Raw genomic sequence first — 14,606 nt, forward strand, 5'->3', positions numbered from 1 at the left:
CCCCGTGCCCGAGTTGCCCGAAGTCGAAGTCGTGCGGCGGGGGCTGGAGCGCTGGGTGGCCGGGCGGACCGTCGAGGCCGTCGAGGTCCTGCATCCGCGGGCCGTTCGACGGCATCCGGGCGGCGGGGCCGACTTCGCGGCGCGGCTGCGCGGGGAGACCGTGGGAGTGCCGCGGCGACGGGGCAAGTACCTGTGGCTGCCGCTGGAGGGCCGGGACCTGTCCGTGCTCGGGCACCTCGGGATGAGCGGGCAGTTGCTGGTGCAGCCGCAGGACGCCCCCGACGAGAAGCACCTGCGGATCCGGGTGCGCTTCGACGATGACGCCGGGACCGAATTGCGCTTCGTGGACCAGCGGACCTTCGGCGGCCTCTCGCTGCACGAGGTCGCGGCCGGCAGTACCGACGGCCTGCCCGACGTGATCGCGCACATCGCGCGCGACCCCCTGGACCCGCTCTTCGACGAAGGCGCCTACCACCTCGCGCTGCGCGCCAAGCGGACCACCGTCAAGCGGGCGCTGCTGGACCAGTCGCTGATCAGCGGGGTGGGCAACATCTACGCGGACGAGGCGCTGTGGCGCGCCAAGCTGCACTACGAGCGCCCGACCGCGAGCCTCACCCGCCCTCGGAGCGCGGAACTCCTCGGCCACGCCCGGGACGTCATGAACGCCGCTCTCACGGTCGGCGGCACCAGCTTCGACAGCCTCTACGTCAACGTGAACGGGGAGTCGGGCTACTTCGATCGTTCGCTCGACGCCTACGGGCGCGAGGACGAACCCTGCCGACGTTGCGGTACGCCGATACGGCGCCGGCCGTGGATGAACCGGTCGAGCTACTTCTGCCCGCGCTGTCAGCGTCCGCCGCGCGTGGTGTCGTAGGTCTCCCGGGCACCCAGTACGGACGGCATGTTCCCCTCCAGGCAGTGGATGAGCGCGAGCAGCCGGTCCGCGACCTCGACGCCGAGCGGGGTCAGTTCGTAGTCGACGCGCGGCGGGTTCGTGGGCTGTGCCTCGCGGTTGACTATGCCGTCGCGTTCCAGCGCGTGCAGGGTCTGAGAGAGCATCTTCTCGCTGACGCCCTCCACGCGGCGGCGCAGTTCGTTGAAGCGGCACGGGCCTTCGCGCAGGGCGCCCACGGTGAGGCTGCCCCAGCGGCCGGTGACGTGCTCGAGGGTTTCCCGGGACGGGCAGGCGCGTGCGAAGACGTCGAACGGTTGCTCGGTGTCGATCGCTTCGGTACAGGCGGGGGTCTCCATGCGGACCAGCGTACTCCCCGGCAGCGCTAACCCGAGGGTTGCGCTTTCTAAAAGTTAGTGATTCTCTTTCTCTCGTCGCGCCACGCCCTGTGCCGCGACGAGAGTTTTCCCGAGGGAGAGATCAGCCTTGTCCGCAATCACGCACACCCCCGTCGTCTCGATCGCCTACCACTCCGGCTACGGCCACACCGCCGTCGTCGCGGAGGCGGTCCGCAGCGGCGCCGTGGACGCCGGGGCGACCGTTCACCTGATCAAGGTCGACGAGATCGACGACGCCCAGTGGGAGCTGCTCGACGCCTCCGACGCGATCGTCTTCGGCTCCCCGACGTACATGGGCACCGCCTCCGGCGCCTTCCACGTCTTCGCCGAGGCCTCCTCGAAGCGCTGGTTCGGCGACGCCTGGCAGGACAAGGTGGCGGCCGGCTTCACGAACTCCGCCTCCAAGAGCGGCGACAAGCTGCACACCCTGCAGTTCTTCCAGATCCTGGCCGCGCAGCACGGCATGAGCTGGATCAACCTGGGCCTGAAGCCGGGCTGGAACTCCAGCACCGCCTCCGAGAACGACCTGAACCGCCTCGGCTTCTTCGCCGGCGCCGCCGCGCAGTCCAACTCCGATGAGGGCGCGGACGCGGTCCACAAGGCCGACATCGCGACCGCCGAGCACCTGGGCCGCCGGGTCACCGAGCAGACCCGCATCGTCATCGCGGGCCGCGCGGCCCTGGCCGCCGCCGCGGTCTGAGCCCTCGCGGGCCCGCCTCAGAAACCGAAGTCCTGGGTCCACCAGGGGCCGCCGGCCGAGACGTGGACGCCGACACCCAGGGTGCGGAACTCGCAGTTCAGGATGTTCGCCTTGTGGTCCGGGCTGTTCATCCAGGCCTTCATCACGGCCTCGGCGTCACCCTGGCCGCGGGCTATGTTCTCGCCGCCGAGGCCTGCGATCCCGGCCTTGGTGGCGCGGTCCCAGGGGCTGTTGCCCTCGGGGTCCTCGTGGCTGAAGAAGCCGCGGGTGGCCATGTCCAGGCTGAAGGCTCCGGCCAGGGTCGCGAGCGGCGGGTTGGCCCGGACCGGGCCGCACCCGGCCAGCGCGCGCTCCTGGTTCACCAGCTCGACGACGGCGGCCTCCTCCGCGGAGTGGCCGTCCAGGGGCGGGCGGGGCGCGGGGGTGGCCGACTTGGAGGGGGCCGGGGCGGGTGCCTGGCTCGTGGCGGGCGCCGGAGCGGTCGGCGCGACCGGTGCGGCGGGGCTCGTCCGGGGGGCTTTGGGGGACGGGGGCTTGGCCGACGGTGCCTTGCTCGTCGGGGCCTTGCTCGTCGGGGCCGGCGCGGCCGAGGACGAGGGCGCGGCGCTCGGCGAGGCGGACGGCGACGCGGAAGCGCTCGGCGACACGGAAGCGCTCGGCGAGGCCGAGGGGCTCGGGGAGGCGGCCGCCGACGGGGCGGCCGAGGCGGAAGGCTTCGGGGACGCGCTGCCCGAGCCGGTACCCGCGGAGGCGCGGCCGGACAGGTTCACGAGGCCGTTCTGCTGTCGCAGCGCCGCGCCGGGGTCGTTCGAGGCCTTGGCCTTGGCCGCCGGGGTGGGGGACTCCGTAGGGCTGACCCCCACGTAAGGGAAGGATCCGGCGACCGGCACCATGCCGGTGGTGACGGCCGCGGTGCCGAGGGCGACGGCCACCGAGACGCCCAGCAGGCCGGTGCGCAGGGCGGTGCCGCGCTTGCCGCCGCTGTGCGGCGCGGCGGGGAGACGGTGACGGCCCATCGGAGCGTGCCTTCCTTGCCGGTTCAAGATCAACCCTTACCCACCCAAATGGGTGAGTTCATTGCTGCGCGACTGTACGGCATGGGCCCCAGGGGGCGATGTGACCCGAAAGTGCCGGTCCGGTTAGCGTTCACGCATGAATGAAGAGGTCCGTCTGACCGCATGGGTGCGCGGCCGTGTGCAGGGAGTGGGCTTCCGCTGGTTCACCAGGGAGAACGCCTTGGAGATCGGCGGGGTCGTCGGCTTCGCGCTCAACCTCGACGACGGGCGAGTACAGGTGGTCGCCGAAGGTCAACGTGAGAATTGCCACCGGCTGCTCGACTGGTTGCGCTCCTCCGACACGCCCGGGCGGGTGGACGGAGTGACAGAGATCTGGGGCACACCGCGCGGTGGCTATGACGGATTCGGGATGCGATGACCGATCGACTGATCATGCACTCATCACATCTCTGAGCGTCCGCACACGGTCGGAACTGCGCATTCGTCGCCGACGCGTTGCCGACGAGGGTGATCCGTGGAAGGCTCGAAGATGAGGATGATCTCCACATCCCTTGCGGGGACCGGGGCGCCCGTGGATACGGGGCGTGATCGTGTTGACCGTCAAACTTTTTGGTGAGACGCTGGAAGCCCCGCGCACCTGAGCTGTTTGGCAGTGTTGGCAGTAGTAAGCGCAGTGACTGTCAGTCGCTGCCGGACATCCGCGGGTGCGATTCCCTCACGACCCACACCGCTTCGGTCGGTCACTCAGTGTGGAGGACCATCCATCATGGCAAAGGCGCTTCTCGGTTACGTCGGCGGTTCCGACCCGCGACTCCTCGCCGAGATGCGACGGCTTCAGCAGCGCGTCCAGGACCTCGAGTCCGAGCTCGTACGGATTCAGTCCGAAAATGACGCGCTGAACGCGGCCGCCGCTCAGCACGACGGAGACTCGCTGCTCGGCAGCATCGACATCGACGTACCCCAGGCGGAGCCTGCGCTCACCTGACCCGTGCTTCACCCGACGCTCGACTCCAGCCCCGCATGATCTGCAAGGGACGCTTCGGCGTCCCTTCTTTCTTTCCGCGTCCTCCGCCTCTTCCTCTTCCGCCTCGTGCGCGCGGTCTTCCCCGCGCCCCCTTCCCCCGACGGCCGTGTCAGGGACCACAGGGCCAGGTGGGGGGCCTGATCCCATTGGCGTCAGTTGTGCCCAGCACCTTCATGGGTGAAACCGGACGCGAAAGGTAGAGTCCGGCGGCGTGCACCTCAAGTCCCTGACCCTGCGTGGCTTCAAATCCTTCGCATCCGCCACCACCCTGCGCTTCGAGCCCGGAATCACCTGTGTCGTGGGCCCGAACGGATCCGGCAAGTCCAATGTGGTGGACGCGCTGTCCTGGGTCATGGGCGAACAAGGGGCCAAGTCCCTGCGCGGCGGGAAGATGGAAGACGTCATCTTCGCCGGGACCACGGGGCGCCCGCCGCTCGGGCGCGCCGAGGTGTCCCTGACGATCGACAACTCCGACGGCGCGCTGCCCATCGACTACGCCGAAGTCACCATCACCCGCATCATGTTCCGCGGCGGCAGCAGCGAGTACCAGATCAACGGTGACACCTGCCGCCTGCTCGACATCCAGGAGCTGCTGTCCGACTCGGGCATCGGCCGCGAGATGCACGTCATCGTCGGACAAGGGCAGCTGGACTCCGTCCTGCACGCCGATCCGATGGGCCGCCGCGCCTTCATCGAGGAGGCGGCAGGCGTACTCAAGCACCGCAAGCGCAAGGAGAAGGCGCTGCGGAAGCTGGACGCGATGCAGGCCAACCTCGCCCGCGTCCAGGACCTGGGCGACGAGCTGCGGCGCCAGCTCAAGCCCCTGGGACGGCAGGCGGCGGTCGCCCGACGGGCGGCCGTGATCCAGGCGGACCTGCGCGACGCGCGGCTGCGCCTGCTCGCCGACGACCTGGTCGTGCTGCGGCGCGCCCTCGACGCGGAGATCGCGGACGAGGCGGCGCTCAAGGAGCGCAAGGAGGCCGCCGAGGCCCAGCTCGCGGGCGCCGTGCGGCGTGAGGCGGAGCTGGAGGAAGCGGTACGGGAGCTCGCGCCACGCCTCCAGCGGGCCCAGCAGACCTGGTACGAGCTGTCGCAGCTCGCCGAACGCGTCCGGGGGACCACCTCCTTGGCGGACGCCCGGGTCAAGAGTGCCTCGGCTCCGCCCGAGGAGGAGCGGCGCGGCCGCGACCCCGAGGAGATGGAACGGGAGGCCGCGCGGATCCGCGAGCAGGAGGCGGAACTGACGGCGGCTCTGGAGGCGGCCTCGCGGGCGCTGGAGGACACCGCCGAGCACCGGGCGGAGCTGGAGCAGGAGCTGGCCGCCGAGGAACGCCGGCTGCGGGACGCCGCGCGGGCCATCGCCGACCGGCGCGAGGGACTGGCCCGGCTGACCGGGCGGCTCGGAGCGGCCCGCTCCCGCGCGGGGGCGGCGCAGGCCGAGATCGACCGGCTCGTCACGGCGCGGGACGCGGCCCGGTCCCGGGCCGCCGCCGCGCAGGAGGAGTACGAGGCCCTGGCGGAGGAGGTCGGCGGCCTCGACGACCCGTCGGCCGACACCGACCACGAGGACGCGCGGGACCGGCTGGCGCGGGCGGAGACGGAGCTGTCCGCCGCCCGGGAGGAGCTGTCCGAGGCGGAGCGCTCCCGGGCGGCCGTCTCGGCCCGGCGCGACGCGCTGGCGCTGGGGCTGCGCCGCAAGGACGGTACGGGCGCGCTGCTCGCGGCGCGGGAGCGGCTGGCCGGGCTGCTGGGACCGGCGGCGCAGCGGCTGTCGGTGACCTCCGGGTACGAGGTCGCCGTGGCCGCCGCACTGGGCTCGGCCGCGGACGCGCTGGCGGTGGCCTCCCCGGGAGCGGCGGCCGAGGCGATCCGCCACCTCCGTGAGACGGACGCGGGCCGCGCCACCCTGCTGATCGCCCCGGCGGCGCCCGGCGTCCCGGGCCAGGCCTCGGCCGGACCGGCGGACGGGGCACAGGAAGCGGTCGCCGGGGGAGCGGTCGCCGGAGGAGCGTTCCCCCACCCGGCCCCCTCCCGGGACGGAGACCTTCCCGCGCCCGCCCCACGGTCGGCGGCGAGCGTGGGTGCCTCCGGCCAGTCCCCGGCCCCGGCCCAGGCCCCCGAGCCGGTCGCGGCCGGCGGGCCCACGGGTGCTCCCGTACCGGCCGCCGCGCTGGTCGGCGGCGACGCGCAGGTGCGGCGGGCCGTGGAATGGGTGCTGCGGGACCACGTCGTGGTCGCGACCCTGGACGCGGCCGAGGCGCTGGTCGCGGAGCGGCCCGACGCGGTGGCCGTGACCCTCGACGGCGACGTGCTCGGCGCCCACCTCGCACACGGCGGTTCCGCCGGCGCGCCCAGCCTGATCGAGGTGCAGGCCGCCGTCGACGAGGCCGCGGCCGAGCTGGACCGGTTGGGCGTACGGTGCGCGGAACTGACCGAGGCCCGGACGGCCGCCCAGAACCACCGTCAGGACGCGGCCGCCTTGGTCGAGGAGCTCGCCGAGCGGCGGCGCGCCGCCGAACAGGCCCGGGCCGGGGTCGCCCAGCAGCTCGGGCGCCTCGCCGGGCAGGCGAAGGGCGCCGCGGGCGAGGCCGAACGCAGCGCCGCCGCCGCGGCCCGGGCCCAGGAGGCCCTGGAGCAGGCGCTGGCCGAGGTGGAGGAGTGCGCGGAGCGGCTCGCGACCGCCGAGGAGATGCCGGTGGACGAGGAGCCGGACGGCTCCCGGCGGGACCGGCTCGCGGCCGACGGCGCCAACGCCCGGCAGACCGAGATGGAGGCCCGGCTGCAGCTGCGGACCTTGGAGGAGCGGGTCAAGGGGCTGGCCGGCCGCGCGGACTCGCTGGACCGCGGAGCCCGTGCGGAACGCGAGGCCCGGGCCCGCGCCGAGCGGCGCCGGGCGAGGCTGCGCCACGAGGCGGAGGTGGCCCGGGCGGTGGCCGACGGCTCCCGGCAGCTCCTCGCGCACGTGGAGGTGTCGCTCGGCAGGGCCGACGAGGAGCGGGTGGCGGCCGAACGGGCGAAAGGCCTGCGCGAGCGGGAGCTCGGCGAGGCGCGCAACCGCGGCCGGGAACTGAAGGGGGAGCTGGACAAGCTCACCGACTCGGTCCACCGAGGTGAGGTGCTCGGCGCCGAGCAGCGGCTGCGCATCGAGGCGCTGGAGGCCAGGTCGCTGGAGGAGTTCGGCATCGAGGCCGCCGGGCTGGTCGCCGAATACGGCCCCGACCAGCCCGTACCCCCGTCCCCGCCCGCCGACGGCGAGGTGCTGCCGGAGGATCCGCAGGACCCGCGCAACCGGCCCGGTCCCTTCGTCCGGGCCCAGCAGGAGAAGCGGCTCAAGGTCGCCGAGCGTGCGTACCAGCAGCTCGGCAAGGTCAACCCGCTCGCCCTGGAGGAGTTCGCCGCCCTGGAGGAGCGCCACCAGTTCCTCAGCGAGCAGCTGGAGGATCTCCGTAGGACGAGGGCCGATCTCCTTCAAGTCGTGAAGGAGGTCGACCAGCGCGTCGAGCAGGTCTTCACCGAGGCCTACCGGGACACGGCCCGGGAGTTCGAGGGCGTGTTCTCGCGCTTGTTCCCCGGCGGCGAGGGCAGGTTGATCCTCACGGACCCCGACAACATGCTGACGACCGGCATCGACGTGGAGGCCCGTCCGCCGGGCAAGAAGGTCAAGCGGCTGTCGCTGCTCTCCGGCGGCGAGCGTTCGCTGACAGCCGTGGCGATGCTGGTGTCCATCTTCAAGGCGCGCCCCAGCCCGTTCTACGTGATGGACGAGGTCGAGGCCGCGCTCGACGACACCAATCTGCAGCGGCTGATCCGGATCATGGAGGAGCTCCAGGAGAGCTCACAGCTGATCGTCATCACGCACCAGAAGCGGACGATGGAGGTCGCGGACGCGCTCTACGGCGTCTCGATGCAGGGAGATGGCGTCTCCAAGGTGATCAGCCAGCGTCTCCGCTCATTCGATCATTCAGATAGTGAAGGCAAAACCTGACAGTCCGTGGGGCGATTGCGACCACTCCGACTCTTGACTTCAGAAAGTGAAGCCATAGGCTCTGCTCTGGCGTGTTGACGTTCAGGTGGTGGTGCGCAGTTTGCTGTGCGCCACTAGAGGAACACGCGCAACGACGAATCCCCCACACAGCCCGCCGTTGCCGCCGGGCCCAGGAGCGCACCTTGACCAGCACAGCGAACGCACCCGCGTCAGGCGGTGGAAACCCGGCTCAGCCCGACCACCTCGGCCACGTCATCTTCATCACCGCGGCCGCTGCCATGGGCGGTTTCCTCTTCGGCTACGACAGCTCCGTCATCAACGGCGCGGTGGAGGCCATCCGCGACCGCTTCGACGTCGGCTCGGCGGCGCTCGCCCAGGTGATCGCCGCGGCGCTGATCGGCTGCGCCATCGGTGCCGCCACCGCGGGCCGCCTCGCCGACCGGATCGGCCGAATCCGCTGCATGCAGATCGCCTCCGTCCTGTTCACCGCGAGCGCCATCGGATCCGCGCTGCCGTTCGCCCTGTGGGACCTCGCGATGTGGCGCGTCATCGGCGGCTTCGGCATCGGCATGGCCTCCGTCATCGGCCCCGCCTACATCGCCGAGGTCTCCCCGCCCGCCTACCGCGGCCGGCTCGCCTCCTTCCAGCAGGCGGCCATCGTCATCGGCATCGCCGTCTCGCAGTTGGTCAACTGGGCCATCCTCAACCTCGCGGGCGGCGACCAGCGCGGTGAGATCGGCGGGCTCGAAGCCTGGCAGTGGATGCTCGGCGTGATGGTCGTGCCGGCCGTGATCTACGGCCTGCTGTCCTTCGTCATCCCCGAGTCCCCGCGCTTCCTCGTCTCGGTCGGCCGCACGGAGAAGGCCAAGGAGGTCCTGCGCGAGGTCGAGGGCTCCGGCATCGACGCCGACGCCCGCATCCGCGAGATCGACCACTCCATGCGCTCCGAGGTGAAGTCCACCTTCAAGGACCTGCTCGGCGGCCGCTTCGGCTTCCTGCCCATCGTCTGGATCGGCATCGGCCTCTCGGTCTTCCAGCAGCTGGTCGGCATCAACGTGATCTTCTACTACAGCTCCTCGCTGTGGCAGTCGGTCGGCATCGACGCGAGCTCCTCGTTCCTGTACTCCTTCGAGACCTCGGTCGTGAACATCATCGGTACGGTCATCGCGATGATCTTCGTGGACCGGCTCGGCCGCAAGCCCCTCGCCCTCATCGGCTCCGTGGGCATGGCGCTGTCGCTGGGCACGGCTGCCTGGGCCTTCTCGTTCAAGACCGGAACCGGCGACGACATCTCGCTGCCGCACGCGCAGGGCATCACCGCCCTGGTCGCGGCCAACCTCTTCGTCCTCTTCTTCGCCCTGTCCTGGGGCGTGGTGGTCTGGGTGCTGCTGGGCGAGATGTTCCCCGGCCGTATCCGCGCCGCCGCCCTCGGCGTGGCCGCCGCCGCCCAGTGGATCGCCAACTGGGTCATCACCGTCACGTTCCCGTCGCTCTCCGACTGGAACCTCTCGGGCGCCTACATGATCTACACGTTCTTCGCCCTGCTCTCGATCCCCTTCATCCTCAAATGGGTGCCGGAGACCAAGGGCAAGGCGCTGGAGGAGATGGGGTAACCACCCCCGCCAACGCCCCTTCTCCTCGATACTGCCCCGGCTCAGTCCTTGAGCCGGGGCAGTACCTGTTCGCACAGCAGGTGCAGGCTGCGCCAGCCCTCGTCCAGCGGCATCCCGCCGCACAGCGGGTGCAGGACCAGGTTCCCCGCCTCGCCCGCGGCCCGGCCGTACGCGACGGCCTCGTCCGGGGTGAGGATCCGGTACACCCCCTCCGCGCGCAGCTCCGCCACCGAGCGCGCGGCCGACCGTACGGCGCTGCGGATGTCCTTGGACTGCCAGGACGCGTACATGCCCGCCTCGTGCAGGAAACGCTCGCCGTGCTCGGCCCAGACCCGATCCGGGTCCTCCGCGATGTGCAGCAGCGGGGTCTCGGCCGCGGGCATCATGCAGAAGCCCTCCGTGCCGTACTCCGCCAGCCGCGCGGTGTAGTACGCCTCCAGCTCCGGCAGGTGCGCGCTGGGGAAGAAGGGCAACCCCAGCCGGGCGGCGCGGCGGGCCGCGGCCTCGGAGCTGCCGCCGACCAGGAGCAGCGGGTGCGGCCGGGTGAACGGCGTCGGGGTGACCCGTACCGTGCGGCCGCGGAACTCGAACGGCTCGCCGGTCCACGCCTTCAGCAAGGTCTCCAGCAGCTCGTCCTGGAGCCGGCCGCGCCGGCCCCACTCCACGCCGTGCTGCTCGTACTCCTCGGGCCGGTAGCCGATGCCCGCGACCGTCACCAGGCGGCCGCCGCTCAGCAGGTCGAGGACGGCGATGTCCTCGGCGACCTTCAGCGGGTCGTACAGCGGGCCGATGATCGCCGAGACGGTGACCGCGATCCGGCGGGTCGCGCCGAAGACCGCGCCCGCGAAGGCGAAGGGGGAGGGCAGCCAGTTGTTGTCGGTGCCGTGGTGCTCCTCGGTCTGGATGGTGTCGATCCCGCGGTCGTCCGCGTACCGGGCCATCTCCAGGGCCGCCTTGTAGCGGGCGGAGAGGGACTCGGGGGTGCCGTTCGGGTCGACGAGATTGAACCGGGCCACGGTGATGGGCATGGAGGAGTCCCCCTTCGCCAGAGGTGGGTGGGCGGGCGAAGGGGGACGTTAGCTGACGTTGCGTCAGTTGGACAGGGATCCGGCGGGCTCGCGCTCCCCGGCCGGGGCCGGTGCCGCCGGCGCCGTGCGCGGCAGTACGGCGTACAGCACACCCGAGGTCACGATGCCCGCCACCCAGCCCAGGCCGTTGCGGCCGATCCAGGTCCCGGCGAGCGGCCCGGCGAACCAGTCGACCTCGGTGAACAGCAGCCCCACCAGCAGGGCCAGGGCCCAGGCGGTCATCGCCTGCCAGGCGAAGCCGCCCTTGTACCAGTAGGCGCTGGTCCGCGTGGTGTCCAGCAACGCGGGGCCGTCGTAGCTCGTGCGGCGCAGCATGTCCACGCCGAAGACGCCGATCCACGCGGAGAAGGCCACGGCCAGCAGCGTCAGGAAGGAGATGAACGAGCCGAAGAAGCTGGTCGCGACCACCATCAGCAGGAAGCCGAAGACCAGGCTGATGAGCGCGTTGACGCTCACGGCGGCGGCCCGCGGGACCTTGATCCCCAGGGTCTGCGCGGTGAAGCCGGCCGAGTACATGGACATCGAGTTGATCAGCAGCATGCCGACGACCGCGATGAGCAGGTACGGGACCGCGATCCAGGTCGGGAGCAGTTCGCCGATGAAGGACACCGGGTCCTGGGCCGAGGCCAGGTCCGGGGTGCCGACGGCCATGACCGCGCCCATCAGGACCATCGGGAGCACGACCACGCCGGCGCCGCCGATCGTCGCGCCGACCATGCCCTTGGAGGAGGCGGTGCGCGGCAGATAGCGGGTGAAGTCGGGGCCCGAGGGCACCCAGCTGATCCCGCCGGCCGCGATCGTGCCGATGCCCGCGATCATCATCGCGCTGGAGCCGGCCGGCTTGCCGAAGACGGCGGACCAGTCGGTGGTGAACAGCAGGTACCCGAGGACGAGCACGCTGAAGGCGCCGAAGAGGTACGTGGACCAGGTGGAGCAGACACGCAGCGCGTTGATGCCCAGACCCGAGACCACGAAGGTGCAGCCCACGAAGAACACCAGGGTCACGACGATGAGCGGGGTACTGCTGCGGACCCCGAACAGGAGGTCGAGCACGGTCAGCACGGCGTAGGCGCCGCTGACCGCGTTGATGGTCTCCCAGCCCCAGCGGGCCACCCAGATCAGGGCGCCCGGGAAGAGGTTGCCGCGCTGCCCGAACACTGCCCGGGACAGGGCCATGCCGGGCGCGCCGCCGCGCTTGCCCGCGATGGATATCAGGCCGACGAGCCCGTACGAGACGACCGGCGCGGCGACCGCGACGACGAGCACCTGCCAGATGTTGAGCTTGTTGAAGATCACCAGCCCCGCGCCCATGGTCAGCAGCAGCACGCTGATGTTGGCGGCGACCCAGGTGGGGACGAGCTCGCGGACCCGGCCGGTGCGCTCACCGTCCGGGACGGGTTCCAGGCCGCGGGTCTCGATCGCGGTTTCGGCTGCGCCGTCGGCGGGCTCGGCAGGCATACGGGTGCTCCGTCGGGGAGGTTATGAGGGGAAGTCGTTCATCATCATGGATGTACCGCTAAAAGGACAAACAGAGGCTTACGTCCTGGTCCGCGCGCCCAGGTTCCCGGCTCCGGCGTGGCCGTGGCCGATACTGGGGGAGTTATGGACATCCTCATCCTTGCTGTAGTCATCGCCCTGGTCGCGGTCGGTGTGATCAGCGGGCTCGTCGTCAGCAGCCGCAAGAAGAAGCAGCTGCCGCCGCCGGCACCGCCGAGCACGCCGACCATCACTGCCCCGCCTGCCGAGCCGCAGGTGGGGGAGGACGCCGTAGAGACGGCGGAAGAGCCGCGCCGCACGATCGAGGAGGTCGGGCTCCCGGAGGCCGAGGCCCCCGCCCCGGCGCCGGTGCTCGAGCCGGAGGCCCCGGCCGCGCCCGAGATCGAGGTGCCCGAGCCCACCGCCGGGCGCCTGGTCCGGCTGCGCGCCCGCCTCGCCCGGTCGCAGAACTCCCTCGGCAAGGGGCTGCTCACGCTGCTCTCCCGGGAGCACCTCGACGAGGACACCTGGGAGGAGATCGAGGAGACCCTCCTCGTCGCCGACGTCGGCGTCGTGCCGACCCAGGAGCTCGTCGACCGGCTCCGCGAGCGGGTCAAGGTGCTCGGCACCCGGACCCCGGCGGACCTGCGCGCCCTGCTCAAGGAGGAGCTGCTGACCCTGGTCGGCACCGACCTCGACCGCGTCGTGAAGACGGAGAGCGGCGAGGACACCCCCGGCGTGATCATGGTCGTCGGTGTCAACGGCACCGGTAAGACCACCACCACCGGCAAGCTGGCCCGGGTGCTCGTCGCCGACGGCCGCAGCGTGGTGCTCGGCGCGGCCGACACCTTCCGCGCCGCCGCCGCCGACCAGCTCCAGACCTGGGGCGAGCGCGTCGGCGCCCGTACCGTACGCGGCCCCGAGGGCGGCGACCCGGCCTCGATCGCCTACGACGCGGTCAAGGAGGGCATCGCCGAGGGCGCCGACGTGGTGCTCATCGACACCGCCGGTCGCCTGCACACCAAGACCGGCCTGATGGACGAGCTCGGCAAGGTCAAGCGGGTCGTGGAGAAGCACGGTCCGCTCGACGAGATCCTGCTGGTCCTGGACGCCACCACCGGGCAGAACGGCCTGACCCAGGCCCGTGTCTTCGCCGAGGTCGTGGACATCACCGGCATCGTGCTGACCAAGCTCGACGGCACCGCCAAGGGCGGCATCGTCATCGCCGTCCAGCGCGAACTGGGCGTCCCGGTCAAGCTCATCGGTCTCGGTGAGGGTCCGGACGACCTGGCACCGTTCGTGCCGGAGGCGTTCGTGGACGCCTTGATCGGCGACTGAGGGCGGCTCTGACGGACACCGATGCCCCCGCGTTCCGGCCGGAACGCGGGGGCATCGTCATGTCGTCGTGGACGTCGTCGCGTCCGCCTCCGGTGCGCGGCTATCGGCGCAGGCGGTGGCAGATGTAGGCGAGGGTCCCCAGCAGCAACCTGGCCTGCGGCGGGCCGCCGGCGGAGTCGAGCGCGGGCGCCCGCAGCCAGCCGACCTGGCCGAGCCCGGCGCGGTCGGAGGGCGGCGCCGTCACGAAGGCGCCGTGGCCCAGGGCGCGCAGGTCGAGATCGGCGTCGTCCCAGCCCATCCGGTACAGCAGCTGCGGCAGTTCGGCCGCCGCGCCCGGGGCCACGAAGAACTGCGCCCGGCCGTCGGCGGTGACGATGACCGGGCCGAGCGGCAGCCCCATCCGCTCCAGCCGCACCAGCGCGCGGCGCCCGGCCTCCTCGGAGACCTCGATGACGTCGAAGAAGCGGCCCACGGGGAGCAGTACGGCGGCGCCCGGGTACTCGCTCCAGGTCCGGGTGACCTCGTCGAGGGTGGCCCCGGCCGGGACCGTGGGGGCGAACGCCAGAGGATGCGCCCCGGGTTCTGGGCACCCGGTGTCCCCGCAGGAGCAGTCGCGGGCGGGCGCCGCGGCGCGGGCGCCGGGGACCACGTCCCAGCCCCACAACCCGGTGCACTCCGCCACCGCCGTGCACTCCGAGGTCCGGCCGCGCCGCCGGGTGCCGGAGCGGAACTCCTTGGTGCTGCGGCTGCCGCCGATCGTGAAGCCCATGCCCATGCCCCCTCCAACGGGTCGGACGTGCCGGTGGTTACGAAGCCGGTGCGACGAGCTCGACGGGACCTCTGCCGGCAGCCCCGCCGCGGGGTGTCCTCCGTCGCCGCCCGGCGCACTCCTCGCCGCGCGCGCCCCGAGCGCACTCCAGTCCAACCGATCCGCTTTCACCTCGGTGTCAAGTGAATCGCGCCTGGCGGGTGGCTAGTTCATTCGAAGGGGTGGCGAATGGTGGCGTTTCTGGAATCGACCTCGCCGCAGGGGTGATCGTAGGATTACTTTCGGTACACGAAACCGAAGGCGACCC

The 14,606-nt window shown here is 71.7% G+C and carries 12 protein-coding genes; 7 read left to right on the top strand and 5 right to left on the bottom strand.

Annotation, left to right across the window (positions count from 1 at the left end):
• Positions 1-4: 4 nt before the first annotated feature.
• Positions 5-874, top strand: coding sequence for a bifunctional DNA-formamidopyrimidine glycosylase/DNA-(apurinic or apyrimidinic site) lyase (gene mutM / locus OG624_RS28705; RefSeq protein WP_033222889.1), 870 nt, complete (start codon positions 5-7; stop codon positions 872-874).
• Here the strand turns inward: mutM and OG624_RS28710 are convergent.
• On the bottom strand, positions 847-1,251 hold the full coding sequence (locus tag OG624_RS28710) for a winged helix-turn-helix transcriptional regulator (RefSeq protein ID WP_161293548.1): 405 nt from the start codon (positions 1,249-1,251) through the stop codon (positions 847-849). The two genes, mutM and OG624_RS28710, sit on opposite strands and share 28 nt — an antisense overlap.
• Before the next feature lie 127 nt (positions 1,252-1,378).
• Between OG624_RS28710 and OG624_RS28715 the strand changes: the two genes are divergently transcribed.
• Positions 1,379-1,990, top strand: a complete 612-nt coding sequence (locus tag OG624_RS28715) for a flavodoxin family protein (RefSeq protein ID WP_030773542.1) — start codon at positions 1,379-1,381, stop codon at positions 1,988-1,990.
• 17 nt (positions 1,991-2,007) lie between these two features.
• On the opposite strand, the gene OG624_RS28720 is transcribed toward OG624_RS28715, so the two are convergent.
• Positions 2,008-3,006 (bottom strand): CAP domain-containing protein, encoded by a 999-nt coding sequence (locus OG624_RS28720; protein ID WP_371639961.1) that lies wholly within the window; start codon positions 3,004-3,006, stop codon positions 2,008-2,010.
• Positions 3,007-3,142: 136 nt separating this feature from the next.
• Between OG624_RS28720 and OG624_RS28725 the strand changes: the two genes are divergently transcribed.
• The 4 genes from OG624_RS28725 (at position 3,143) to OG624_RS28740 (ending at position 9,628) form a co-directional block, all read left to right on the top strand.
• Positions 3,143-3,424, top strand: a complete 282-nt coding sequence (locus OG624_RS28725; RefSeq protein ID WP_078909436.1) for an acylphosphatase — start codon at positions 3,143-3,145, stop codon at positions 3,422-3,424.
• Positions 3,425-3,772: 348 nt separating this feature from the next.
• Positions 3,773-3,991 carry a hypothetical protein gene (locus OG624_RS28730; RefSeq protein WP_030012524.1) on the top strand — a complete coding sequence of 73 codons (219 nt, stop codon included), beginning with the start codon at positions 3,773-3,775 and terminating at the stop codon, positions 3,989-3,991.
• 250 nt (positions 3,992-4,241) lie between these two features.
• The gene (locus tag OG624_RS28735; RefSeq protein WP_371639962.1) at positions 4,242-8,015 is read left to right on the top strand and encodes an AAA family ATPase; all 3,774 of its coding nucleotides are present in this window, start codon (positions 4,242-4,244) and stop codon (positions 8,013-8,015) included.
• A 182-nt stretch (positions 8,016-8,197) separates the two neighbouring features.
• Positions 8,198-9,628, top strand: a complete 1,431-nt coding sequence (locus OG624_RS28740) for a sugar porter family MFS transporter (protein ID WP_326749054.1) — start codon at positions 8,198-8,200, stop codon at positions 9,626-9,628.
• 41 nt (positions 9,629-9,669) lie between these two features.
• Here OG624_RS28740 and OG624_RS28745 read toward each other — a convergent pair whose 3' ends face one another.
• Both OG624_RS28745 and OG624_RS28750 read right to left on the bottom strand, forming a co-directional pair.
• A complete protein-coding gene (locus OG624_RS28745) occupies positions 9,670-10,656 on the bottom strand; it encodes an LLM class flavin-dependent oxidoreductase (RefSeq protein WP_030718460.1) in 987 nt (328 codons plus the stop codon).
• A 63-nt stretch (positions 10,657-10,719) separates the two neighbouring features.
• Positions 10,720-12,174 carry a cytosine permease gene (locus OG624_RS28750; RefSeq protein ID WP_266353471.1) on the bottom strand — a complete coding sequence of 485 codons (1,455 nt, stop codon included), beginning with the start codon at positions 12,172-12,174 and terminating at the stop codon, positions 10,720-10,722.
• Between the two features lie 144 nt (positions 12,175-12,318).
• On the opposite strand from OG624_RS28750, the gene ftsY reads away from it, so the two are divergent.
• Entirely contained in the window at positions 12,319-13,530 is a 1,212-nt protein-coding gene (gene ftsY, locus OG624_RS28755; protein ID WP_033222900.1) for a signal recognition particle-docking protein FtsY, read from the top strand.
• A gap of 100 nt (positions 13,531-13,630) precedes the next feature.
• On the opposite strand, the gene OG624_RS28760 is transcribed toward ftsY, so the two are convergent.
• On the bottom strand, positions 13,631-14,299 hold the full coding sequence (locus OG624_RS28760) for a bifunctional DNA primase/polymerase (RefSeq protein WP_033223061.1): 669 nt from the start codon (positions 14,297-14,299) through the stop codon (positions 13,631-13,633).
• Positions 14,300-14,606 lie beyond the last annotated feature (307 nt).

Source organism: Streptomyces virginiae (assembly GCF_041432505.1).
In the GTDB taxonomy this organism is placed as follows: domain Bacteria; phylum Actinomycetota; class Actinomycetes; order Streptomycetales; family Streptomycetaceae; genus Streptomyces; species Streptomyces virginiae_A.

Bases quoted from the DNA above. Each gene is read 5' to 3' on its own strand.
- OG624_RS28750 (WP_266353471.1), bottom strand. From the start codon at position 12,174: ATGCCTGCCGAGCCCGCCGACGGCGCAGCCGAAACCGCGATCGAGACC.
- ftsY (WP_033222900.1), top strand. From the start codon at position 12,319: ATGGACATCCTCATCCTTGCTGTAGTCATCGCCCTGGTCGCGGTCGGT.
- OG624_RS28720 (WP_371639961.1), bottom strand. From the start codon at position 3,006: ATGGGCCGTCACCGTCTCCCCGCCGCGCCGCACAGCGGCGGCAAGCGC.
- OG624_RS28730 (WP_030012524.1), top strand. From the start codon at position 3,773: ATGGCAAAGGCGCTTCTCGGTTACGTCGGCGGTTCCGACCCGCGACTC.
- OG624_RS28760 (WP_033223061.1), bottom strand. From the start codon at position 14,299: ATGGGCTTCACGATCGGCGGCAGCCGCAGCACCAAGGAGTTCCGCTCC.
- OG624_RS28745 (WP_030718460.1), bottom strand. From the start codon at position 10,656: ATGCCCATCACCGTGGCCCGGTTCAATCTCGTCGACCCGAACGGCACC.
- OG624_RS28725 (WP_078909436.1), top strand. From the start codon at position 3,143: ATGAATGAAGAGGTCCGTCTGACCGCATGGGTGCGCGGCCGTGTGCAG.
- OG624_RS28710 (WP_161293548.1), bottom strand. From the start codon at position 1,251: ATGGAGACCCCCGCCTGTACCGAAGCGATCGACACCGAGCAACCGTTC.